The sequence below is a fragment of the Streptomyces sp. NRRL B-24572 genome, from assembly GCF_002156145.1.
Lineage (GTDB): Bacteria > Actinomycetota > Actinomycetes > Streptomycetales > Streptomycetaceae > Streptomyces > Streptomyces vietnamensis.
In genome coordinates this window covers 1-9,162 of sequence record NZ_MWIG01000560.1, presented here as the reverse complement: position 1 = coordinate 9,162, position 9,162 = coordinate 1, and the positions used below count along the sequence as shown (strand labels likewise).

The window sequence follows — 9,162 nt, the reverse complement described above, 5'->3', positions numbered from 1 at the left end:
CGAAGCACGCGGACACCCACACATTGTCGCGGCCCTCGGCCATCGTGGCAGGGAGATCCGCCACGGTGCGCTGTGGACTGCGCCACGTCGCGCGGTCCCCCCTTGTCGCGTACCACATCGGCGGCACAAAACGGCCCCCCATTCGGGACATTGGCGAACAGAGTGCCGAACGTCCCGGTGCGGTACAACAATCGGCCAGCCTACCCTGCCNNCGTCGGCGAGGGCGGCGCCGATCGCCTCGGCCTCGTCGCGGGTGGAGGCGTGGGCGACGATGCGTTCCGGACGGCGGTCGGTGCAGGCGGTGACGACGGGGACGCCGCCGGCCGCGATCCGTACGACATCGGGTTCGGGCAGGCTCTCCAGGACGTGCGGGGCGCGGCCCGGGACGGTCTGGAGGGGGACCCCGTGGCGGCGGGCCGCCCGTTCGGTGCGGGCGCAGGCGGCCGGGTCGATGTCCACGGCGATGACGGCGGCGCCGAAACGGGCGGCCTCGACGGAGAACGCGCCGCCCGCGCAGCCGATGTCCCAGACGAGGTCGCCGGTGCGGGGCCCGAGGCGGGCCAGTTGGGCGGCTCGGAGGGCGGGGTCCGCGCCCGCGCCGGGGCGGACCCGGCCGGTTCCCGGGCTTTCGTCCTCGGAGTCGTACTCCTCGGTGGGAAGTCCCCAGCCACGGACCGTGCGGGCGGCCGGGTCCTGGCCCATCAGCCAGGGGGCGGCGGGGGTGCCGCCGACCGCGCCGCCGATGACGAGGACGACGTTCGGGTCGCGCCAGGCGTGGTCGGCGGCCTTGTCGGAGGTGAGGACGGAGACCTGTTCGCGGTCGGTGCCGAGCTCCTCGCAGACGACGAAGGTGCGGTGGACGCCGTCGAGGAGGAGGGCGAGTTCGGCGGGTCCGGCGCCCGGCGAGGTGAGGACGGCGACCTTGGGGTGGGCGCGGCAGACGTTGACGGCGCGGCGCAGGGTGCGCTGGTGGGCGACGACGATCCGGGCGTCCTCCCAGGGCATGCCGGCCCGTGCGAAGGCGGCGGCGACGGAGGAGACGGCGGGGACGACCTCGACCTCCAGGCCGTGCTCGGGGGCGCGCAGGGTGCGGACGACGCCGAAGAAGCCGGGGTCGCCGTCGGCGAGGACGACGGCGGTGCCGCGGTGCGTCGCGATGCGGCGGGCCGCGAGGTCGACGCTGCCGAGGCGGATGCGTTCGGCGCCGGGCGGCACCTCGGGCAGCGCCAGGTGGTGGGCGGCGCCGGCCACGAGGGTGGCGGCGGAGAGCGCGGACCGGGCCGCCGCGGTGAGGGGCGAGCCGTCCCAACCGATCACCGTGACGCGGTCGGCCATCGTCGTCTGTCTCCCTGGGGTGTTGTCGCAGGTCGGGGGCGTGCCGAGCGTACCCCGGGATCGCTGCGGGGGCTCAGCTCCAGTCGGTGTACGAGGAGTAGCCGGCCTCGGCCATCTGGTCGGCGACGCCGTCGAGGTCCTCGGGGAGGAGGCCCCAGACGATGAAGTCGGTGCGCAGTTCGGTCCAGGTGCCGTCCTCGGTGCGGGTACGGGCTATGCAGGCGTTGCGCAGGACGCCTTCGCTGATGCAGCCGATCTTCTGGGCGACCTGCTGGGAGGCGGTGTTGTCGGCGGCGGTCCGCAGTTCCAGGCGTTCGAACTTCTGGTCGCCGAAGAGCCACTGTGCGGTGGCGAGCGCGGCTTCGGAGGCGTAGCCCTCGCCGCGGGCCCAGGGGGCGATGATGTAGGACATCTCGGTGGAGCGGACCCGCCAGTCGGTGTTGCTCAGCTGGACGATGCCCACGAGACGCTGGGTCAGGAACTCGGTGACGGCGAGGTCGAGGCCCCGTCCCGCGGTGCGTTCGGTGGGGGCGTACTCGGTGATCCAGCCGCGTGCGGCGTCCTCGGTGTACGGCTGGGGCACGGCCGTCCAGGCGGCGACCATCTCGTCGTTCATCATCTCGGCGAGGGCGGGGGCGTCCGCCTCCTCGAGCGCGCGCAGCACCAACCGGTCCGTGTTGATGGAGATGTCCGGAAAGGTGGTAGTCATGCGCAGCTCCATGCCGTGGACCGTCCGAATCGACCGTGAACGCACAGCATGCAGCATGCGGGCGCCGGTGCGCATGGCCGGGTCGGGTGTGCCGGGTGATGTGGGGGACGGGTGTGGCGAAGGCCCCGCGCATCGGACGGGATGCGGGGGCCTTCTGCTCAAGGACTGTACGGGGGAGCCGGTCTGACGGTCCCTCGGACGTCTTCCTGCGGTGCTGCCTTACTCGGCGGCGCCGAAGGCCGGGATGACCGAGCCCTTGTAGGTGTCCTCGATGTACTTCTTCACCTCGGGCGAGTTGAGGAGCTTGGCGAGCTTCTGCACGCGGGCGTCCTTCTCGTTGCCGGCCTTGACGGCGAGGAAGTTGGCGTACGGGTTGCCCTCCGCCTTCTCCAGGACGAGGGCGTCCTTCGCCGGGGACAGCTTGGCCTCGATGGCGTAGTTGCCGTTGATGACGGCGGCGTCCACGTCGTTCAGGGCGCGGGGCACGGTGGCGGCCTCCAGCTCCTTGAACTCCAGGCCCTTCTTGTCGGTGATGTCGGAGAGCTTGGCGTCGGTGCCGACGCCGTCCTTGAGGGTGATGAGGCCGTTCTCGGCGAGGAGGTGGAGCGAGCGGCCCTCGTTGGTGGTGTCGTTCGGGACGGCGATCGTCTGGCCGGCCTTGATGTCCTTCAGCGACTTGAGGCCCTTGGAGTAGAGGCCCAGCGGCTCCAGGTGGACGTTGACCACCGGGACGATGGTGGTCTTGTTCTTCTTGTTGAAGTCGTCGAGGTACGGCTTGTGCTGGAAGAAGTTGGCGTCGACCTGGCCGGACTGGGTGGCGGTGTTCGGCAGGACGTAGTCCGTGAACTCCTTCACCTCCAGCTTCAGGCCGGCCTTCTCGGCCAGGTTGTCCTTGACGAAGTTGAGGATGTCGGCGTGCGGCGTCGGGGACGCGGCGACGACGAGGGGCTTGTCGGCGGAGCCGGCCGAGTCCTTGGAGGAGGACGGGTCCGAGGAGGTGCCGCAGGCGGTGAGGCCGAGGGCCAGGGCTGCGGTGGCGGCGATACCGGCGGTGAGCTTGATGTTCTTGCGCACGAAGAGTGCCTCTTTCCGGTGGAGCGGTGGACGCCTGGACAACAAGTCCGGGCTGTTCTTCGAAAACGAAGTCTTGGGGTGGCCGGGGGCCGTTACGCGGTACGGCCCCGGCGGGCGAGGAGTCGGACGACTCCGTCGCCGATGAGCTGGACGACGGTCACGATGGCGACCAGGACGACGACGGTGACGAGCATGAACGTGGTGTCGAAGCGCTGGTATCCGTAGGTGACGGCCTTGGAGCCGAGGCCTTCGCCGCCGACCGCGCCGGCCATCGCGGAGTACCCGATGAGCACGATCACGGTGGTGGTGACGGCGGAGACGAGGGACGGCAGGGCCTGCGGGAGCAGGACCTTGCGGACGATGGTGGGGATGCCGCCGCCCATGGCCTGGACGGCTTCGACGAGTCCGTGGTCGACCTCGCGGATCGCCGTCTCGACGAGGCGCGCGAAGAAGGGGATGGCGCCGATGGCGAGCGGCACGATCATCGCGGTCGGGCCGATGAAGGTGCCGACGACGAAGGTCGTGAAGGGAATCAGGGCGATCAGCAGGATGATGAACGGCAGCGAACGCCCGACGTTCACGATCGCACCGACGACCTTGTTCACCGGCCGGTTCTGCAGCAGTCCGCCCTTGTCCGTGAGGACGAGGAGGATGCCGAGCGGCAGGCCGCCGACGATGGTGACGACGGTGGCCCACAGGACCATGTAGAGGGTGTCGACGGTGCCCTGCTCCAGGAGGGGCTGCATCTCCGACCAGGTCACTTGGCACCTTCCTTCACCAGCGCGGGCGCGGCGGCCGGCTGCTGTACGTCGTCTTCCACGAGTTCGACCTGGAGGCCCTGCTCGCGCAGGAAGCCGACCGGGACGACGTTCTCCTCGTACCGTCCGGGCAGTTCGATCCGCATCCGGCCGATCTGCTTCCCGCCGACGGTGTCCATCGCCGCCCCGAGGATCGAGATGTCGATGTTGTACGTGCGGGAGAGCTGGGAGATCACCGGCTGGGTCGCGGCCTCGCCGTGGAACGTGACGTCCACGACGGTGCGGTCGGGACCGGTGGGGGCGCCGCTGACCGGGAACAGCTCGGCCGCCAGCTGGGAGCCGGGGGTGGCGAGCAGTTCGCCGACGGTGCCGGACTCGACGACGCGGCCGTGCTGCATCAGTGCGGCGGAGTCGCAGATCGTCTTGACGACGTCCATCTCGTGCGTGATGAGCAGGACGGTGAGGCCGAGCTGCCGGTTGAGGTCGCGCAGGAGCTGGAGGATGGAGCGGGTGGTCTCCGGGTCGAGGGCGCTGGTGGCCTCGTCGGAGAGCAGGACCTTGGGGTTGCCGGCGAGGGCGCGGGCGATGCCGACGCGCTGCTTCTGGCCTCCGGAGAGCTGGCCGGGATAGGACTTCGCCTTGTCCGCGAGGCCGACGAGGTCGAGGAGTTCCAGGGCGCGGCGGGAGCGCTCGGCGCCGGAGACGCCGAGGATCTCCAGGGGGAGCTCGATGTTGTCCTTGACCGTGCGGGAGGACAGCAGGTTGAAGTGCTGGAAGACCATGCCGATGCTGCTGCGCGCGCGGCGCAGGTCCTTGCCGGCGCGGCGGCTCTTCCCGGCGAGGGCGGTGAGGTCGACGCCGTCGACGGTCACGGTGCCGGAGGTGGGGCGCTCCAGGAGGTTGACGCAGCGGATGAGCGAGGACTTGCCGGCGCCGCTCTGGCCGATCACGCCGAACACCTCGCCCTCGCGGACGTGGAGGTCGACGCCGTCCAGAGCGGTGACCTGCCGGCCGCGCGACTCGTAGACCTTGGTCAGGCCCGAAGTGGTGATCACAGGGGTTTCCGTCACTGTCGAGTGCGCGACGCGGGGTCCGTCGTGCACGGGCATTCGTCATTCGGACAGTCAGGCGCACGGGGGGCTGTCGGCCGGCTGGTGGCCGGGGGCAGCGGTGCGCGGGGCAGGCACGGTCCGGCACCGGATGGTGGTCGGATCGGATCGGCCGTCGGGGTCTCGCTTCGGGGCGCGAGGCTCAGGCGGGGGCCCTCAGATGGCGCACATTCGACACGTACAACGAGCACCGGGCGTCGTGTTCGCCTCGGTCGCAAGGGTGCGGCTGCTCGTCGTGGTCATGGCTGCAAGTAAAACATGCGCAGCTGCGAAGGGAAGGGGGTTGTCCGAATAGCGGACGTCGTTGAGACGCCATGCGGACGCGCCGGAGCCGCCCGCCGACGCGTGTTTCCGTGCGTGGCCTGGAGGGATCCGGCCCTCGGTCGGGTGCCGCCGGGGAGGGCGATCGGGTACGGGATGTGGCCAAGGCCACGCGGTGGGCCGGGGTGCCGAGGAGGTGGGGGTGAGCGCACCGGGCCATTCGGGCCGTAATACCCTCGGGCGCATGCTTGACGCCCTGACGGTCGCGGTCTCCGTGGCCGCGCTCGCCCTCGCCGCCTGGTGCGGCTTCGCCGCCTTCCGTGACCAGTCCACCAAGGACTGGCACTTCATCGGCATGGCCGTGGTGACCTTCCTGGTCCTGGTCCAGCTGATCGTCGGCATCGTGCAGCTGGCACGCGGCGAGAAGGCCGAGGAAGGCACGACGATCTTCGTCGCCTATCTGCTCGGCGCGCTGTGCGCGGTGCCCATCGCCGGTTTCATGTCGCTCGCGGAGCGCAGCCGGTGGGGTTCGGCGACGGTGGCGGCCGGCGCGGTCGTCCTGGCCGTGCTCGAAGTGCGTCTCTACGACATCTGGACGGTGGGCTGACCATGACCGCGACCGAGACCCCGGGGGCCGAGCGCCGGGGAAGGACCCGCCTGGTCAAGGGCCCGGGCATGTTGCTCGTCTGGCTGTACGGCGTGATGTCGGTCGGCGCGGTCTCCCGCTCGATCTACCAGATCGCCGGCGAGTTCGACCGTGCACCGCTCGCGTACGGCCTGTCGGCGGTGGCGGCGGTCGTCTACGTCTTCATCACGTACACGCTGGTACGCGGTGGGGAGAAGGCCCGCAGGGCGGCGCTGGTGTGCTGCGCCGCCGAGCTCGCGGGCGTACTGATCGTGGGAACCTGGACGCTGGTGGAGCCGTCCGCCTTCCCCGACGCGACCGTCTGGTCCGACTTCGGCTACGGCTACATCTTCATCCCGGTACTGCTGCCGCTGACCGGCATCTGGTGGCTGCGGAAGTCGGCCAAGGCCGCATAGGGCCCGTCCGGAGGAGCCGGGGCCGCCTAGGCGGCCTTCTCCAGGGTCACCAGGGTGAGCTTGGGGCCGAGTTCGCGGGTGCCGACCTGCGCGTACCCCTTGCTGCGGTAGAGGCGGAGATTGCCCTCGCTGCGGTGGCCGGTGAAGAGCTGGAAGCGCTTGGCCGACGCCGTCTCCTCCGCCTCCGAGGCGAAGTGGCGCTCGATGCCGTCGAGGAGGCGGCCGCCGAGGCCGTGCCGCTGCATGCGCGGGTGGACGATCAGCTTGGCGATCCGTACCGTGCCCTCCTCGTCGAGGCGGGCCCGTACGGAGGCGACGACCTCGTCGCCGAGCCGGGCCACGAGCCCGTACCCCTCGTCGAGTTCGGCGCGCAGGGCGTCGAGCGACTGGGTGAGCGGCTCGATGGACCAGTCCCCGTACAGCTCCGCCTCGCTCTGGTAGCAGAGGTACTGCAGCTTCAGGATGTGCTCCGCGTCCTGCGGTTCCGCTGCTGAGATGGTCACACTCAGGCCCATGTGTGCACGCCTCCCGCTCATCTGGTCGATCATCGGTTTACCGCACCCTTCCCCGTCGATCCGGGGCGGGAACCTCTGCCGCCAGCATTCTGCGCAAACATCCCAGGCAACGGGAACGCATCGGCCCCAGACTGCCCTGTGAGATACCCAACTCTCCTGCGATTTCCCGGTAGGTGGGGTCCTCCGGGTCGAGCATCGCGGTGAGCACCTTCGGGCAGCGGCCGGGTGTCCTGGTGACGGCTGCGCGCAGGGTGCGGCGGCCCTCGGCGACGAGGAGGGAGTGCTCCGGCTCGGCGCCACCCGGCTCGTGGACGGGTTCGTCCCGGTACGGGCGTTCGCGGTCGTGGGTCCTGCGGGCGCGGCGCGCCTCCGCGCGGACGGCGCGGCGCAGCCATTCGGCGGGCCGTTCGGGGGCGGTGCCGGTCTCCTGGAGCTGCTCCAGGAGGCGGAGCCAGACGGCCTGTTCGAGGTCGCCCGGGTCGACGCCGGCGGCCGGCGCCTCGGCGTCGGACTCGGCGGAGAGCAGCGGGGCGAGGGCGGCGACACCGGCCCGCGTCCCGTCGGGTGCGGCGGCGGCGAGGGGCTGCGGCGGGCCGGCGCCCTGGAAGTCCCCCGTACCGCCGCGTACGAGGTGCACGCCGACGAGGAGGACGACGGCGATGACGCCCCAGGCGCCACGCCGTCCGGTGCGGTCCGGCTGCGCCGTACCGTCCGGACCGCCCGTACCGTCCGGGCCGCCCGTGCCGTCGGAAAGCCCCACGTCCGCCCTCCTCCTCACACCCCTGTGGTCGTACGCGGGACCCGTCGCCCGCGTACGACCATCGCGTACTGGCGCCCCTCCGCCCCGGACCTCGTCACACCGGGGCGAAGGGGCCGTTCTCAGGCGCGGCCGCCGGCGCGGCGGCGGGTGAGCACGACGGCGGCGCCGAGCGCTCCGGCGATCAGCAGGACGCCCGTGACCACTTCGGTGGTGCCGAGCCCCTCTGCAGCCGTGCCGGAGGCGGCGGCGGTTCCGTAGCCGGCCTTCACGCCCTTGTGGGCGCCGGTGTGCGTGCCGGTGCCGGTGTCGTGTCCGGTGGTCCCGCCGGTGTCGCCGCCGGCGATGGTGAGTTGGGTGGTGCCCCGCTCGCCCTTGCAGTCGAAGGTGATCTCGACCTGGCTGCCGGCCTTGGCGTCGACGTCCACGGTCGCCGTGGCCGGGCGGCCCTCGTTGAGGGTCACGGTCTCGAACACGGTGGAGGTGACGGTCACGGAGGGCACTTCGCAGCCGTCCGAGGTGAGCGTGACGGTGCCGCCGGGGGCGATCGTCGCGGGGGTGACGGAGAAGCCGAACGACGTGATGTTGCCGTCGCCGTCGCCGGCCACGGCCAGGGGCGCGATCGCGACGACGGCGACGGCGCCGAGCAGGGCGGCGGAAGCGGCACGTATCACGCGCATGGCGGTCCTCCAGATCACGCGAGGGCTCGGACGCGGAGCGATTCCGCGTCCGGAAGGGAACGACCCTCACCGCGATCGAAGCTAGGTCCGCCCCCGGCCCCCCGCCACCGGCACTCCGCCGAACGGGTCACGGGGCTCCGGGCCCTACGGGACGCGGACGACCTGTCCCGCGTACGAGAGGTTGCCGCCGAAACCGAAGAGCAGGACCGGGGCGCCGGAGGGCAGCTCGCCGCGTTCGACCAGCTTGGACAGGGCCAGCGGGATGGAGGCCGCCGAGGTGTTGCCGGAGTCGACGACGTCCCGGGCGACGACCGCGTTGACGGCGCCGATCTTCGCGGCGAGCGGCTCGATGATCCGCAGGTTGGCCTGGTGCAGGACCACGCCCGCGAGGTCCTCGGGGGCGATGCCGGAGCGCTCGCAGGTCTGCCGGGCGAGGGCCGGCAGCTGCTGGGTGGCCCAGCGGTAGACGGACTGGCCCTCCTGGGCGAAGCGGGGCGGGGTGCCCTCGATGCGGACGGCGTGGCCCATCTCCGGGACGGAGCCCCACAGGACCGGGCCGATGCCGCCGGCGTCCGTCTCGACCGCCTCGACGATCGCGGCGCCCGCGCCGTCGCCGGTGAGGACGCAGGTGGTGCGGTCGGTCCAGTCGGTGATCGCGGTCATCTTGTCGGCGCCGATGACGAGGGCGCGGCGGGCCGCGCCGGCCCGGACGGTGTGGTCGGCGGTGGCCAGGGCGTGGGTGAAGCCGGCGCAGACCACGTTGAGGTCCATGGTGGCGGGCGAGCCCATGCCGAGGCGGGCGGCGACGCGGGCGGCCGTGTTGGGCGAGCGGTCGATCGCGGTGGAGGTGGCGACGAGGACGAGGTCGATGTCGCCGGCGGTGAGGCCGGCGGCGGCGAGCGCCTTGCCGGCCGCGTGGGCGG

General features: G+C 71.8%; 11 protein-coding genes. 2 read left to right on the top strand and 9 right to left on the bottom strand.

Going from position 1 to position 9,162, the window contains the following annotated elements; translation table 11 throughout:
* The 5 genes from cbiE to CCN56_RS29860 form a co-directional block, all read right to left on the bottom strand.
* A partial coding sequence (gene cbiE, locus CCN56_RS29880) for a precorrin-6y C5,15-methyltransferase (decarboxylating) subunit CbiE (RefSeq protein WP_256962238.1) occupies nt 1–1,335 on the bottom strand: 1,335 nt, incomplete at its 3' end.
* Between the two features lie 73 nt (nt 1,336–1,408).
* Nucleotides 1,409–2,044, bottom strand: coding sequence for a GNAT family N-acetyltransferase (locus tag CCN56_RS29875; protein ID WP_086831063.1), 636 nt, complete (start codon nt 2,042–2,044; stop codon nt 1,409–1,411).
* A gap of 219 nt (nt 2,045–2,263) precedes the next feature.
* On the bottom strand, nt 2,264–3,118 hold the full coding sequence (locus CCN56_RS29870; protein WP_086831062.1) for a MetQ/NlpA family ABC transporter substrate-binding protein: 855 nt from the start codon (nt 3,116–3,118) through the stop codon (nt 2,264–2,266).
* 92 nt (nt 3,119–3,210) lie between these two features.
* Complete coding sequence (locus CCN56_RS29865) at nt 3,211–3,879, bottom strand: methionine ABC transporter permease (protein WP_041128301.1); 669 nt, start codon at nt 3,877–3,879, stop codon at nt 3,211–3,213.
* Nucleotides 3,876–4,931: a methionine ABC transporter ATP-binding protein gene (locus CCN56_RS29860; RefSeq protein WP_256962237.1), complete on the bottom strand. Its 1,056-nt coding sequence runs from the start codon at nt 4,929–4,931 to the stop codon at nt 3,876–3,878. The genes CCN56_RS29865 and CCN56_RS29860 overlap by 4 nt, the downstream gene beginning before the upstream one ends.
* A gap of 559 nt (nt 4,932–5,490) precedes the next feature.
* Here CCN56_RS29860 and CCN56_RS29855 point away from each other — a divergent pair.
* Complete coding sequence (locus CCN56_RS29855; RefSeq protein WP_041128303.1) at nt 5,491–5,853, top strand: hypothetical protein; 363 nt, start codon at nt 5,491–5,493, stop codon at nt 5,851–5,853.
* A 2-nt stretch (nt 5,854–5,855) separates the two neighbouring features.
* A complete protein-coding gene (locus tag CCN56_RS29850) occupies nt 5,856–6,287 on the top strand; it encodes a hypothetical protein (RefSeq protein WP_086831060.1) in 432 nt (143 codons plus the stop codon).
* 26 nt (nt 6,288–6,313) lie between these two features.
* Here the strand turns inward: CCN56_RS29850 and CCN56_RS29845 are convergent, their stop codons facing one another.
* The 4 genes from CCN56_RS29845 to CCN56_RS29830 all read right to left on the bottom strand — a co-directional run.
* Nucleotides 6,314–6,802 carry a GNAT family N-acetyltransferase gene (locus tag CCN56_RS29845; protein ID WP_041128305.1) on the bottom strand — a complete coding sequence of 163 codons (489 nt, stop codon included), beginning with the start codon at nt 6,800–6,802 and terminating at the stop codon, nt 6,314–6,316.
* Nucleotides 6,803–6,839: 37 nt separating this feature from the next.
* Nucleotides 6,840–7,328 (bottom strand): sigma-70 family RNA polymerase sigma factor, encoded by a 489-nt coding sequence (locus tag CCN56_RS29840; RefSeq protein ID WP_086831064.1) that lies wholly within the window; start codon nt 7,326–7,328, stop codon nt 6,840–6,842.
* Between the two features lie 353 nt (nt 7,329–7,681).
* Entirely contained in the window at nt 7,682–8,239 is a 558-nt protein-coding gene (locus CCN56_RS29835) for a hypothetical protein (RefSeq protein WP_086831059.1), read from the bottom strand.
* Nucleotides 8,240–8,383: 144 nt separating this feature from the next.
* On the bottom strand, nt 8,384–9,162 hold a 779-nt coding region (locus CCN56_RS29830), incomplete at its 5' end, for a beta-ketoacyl-ACP synthase 3 (RefSeq protein ID WP_086831058.1).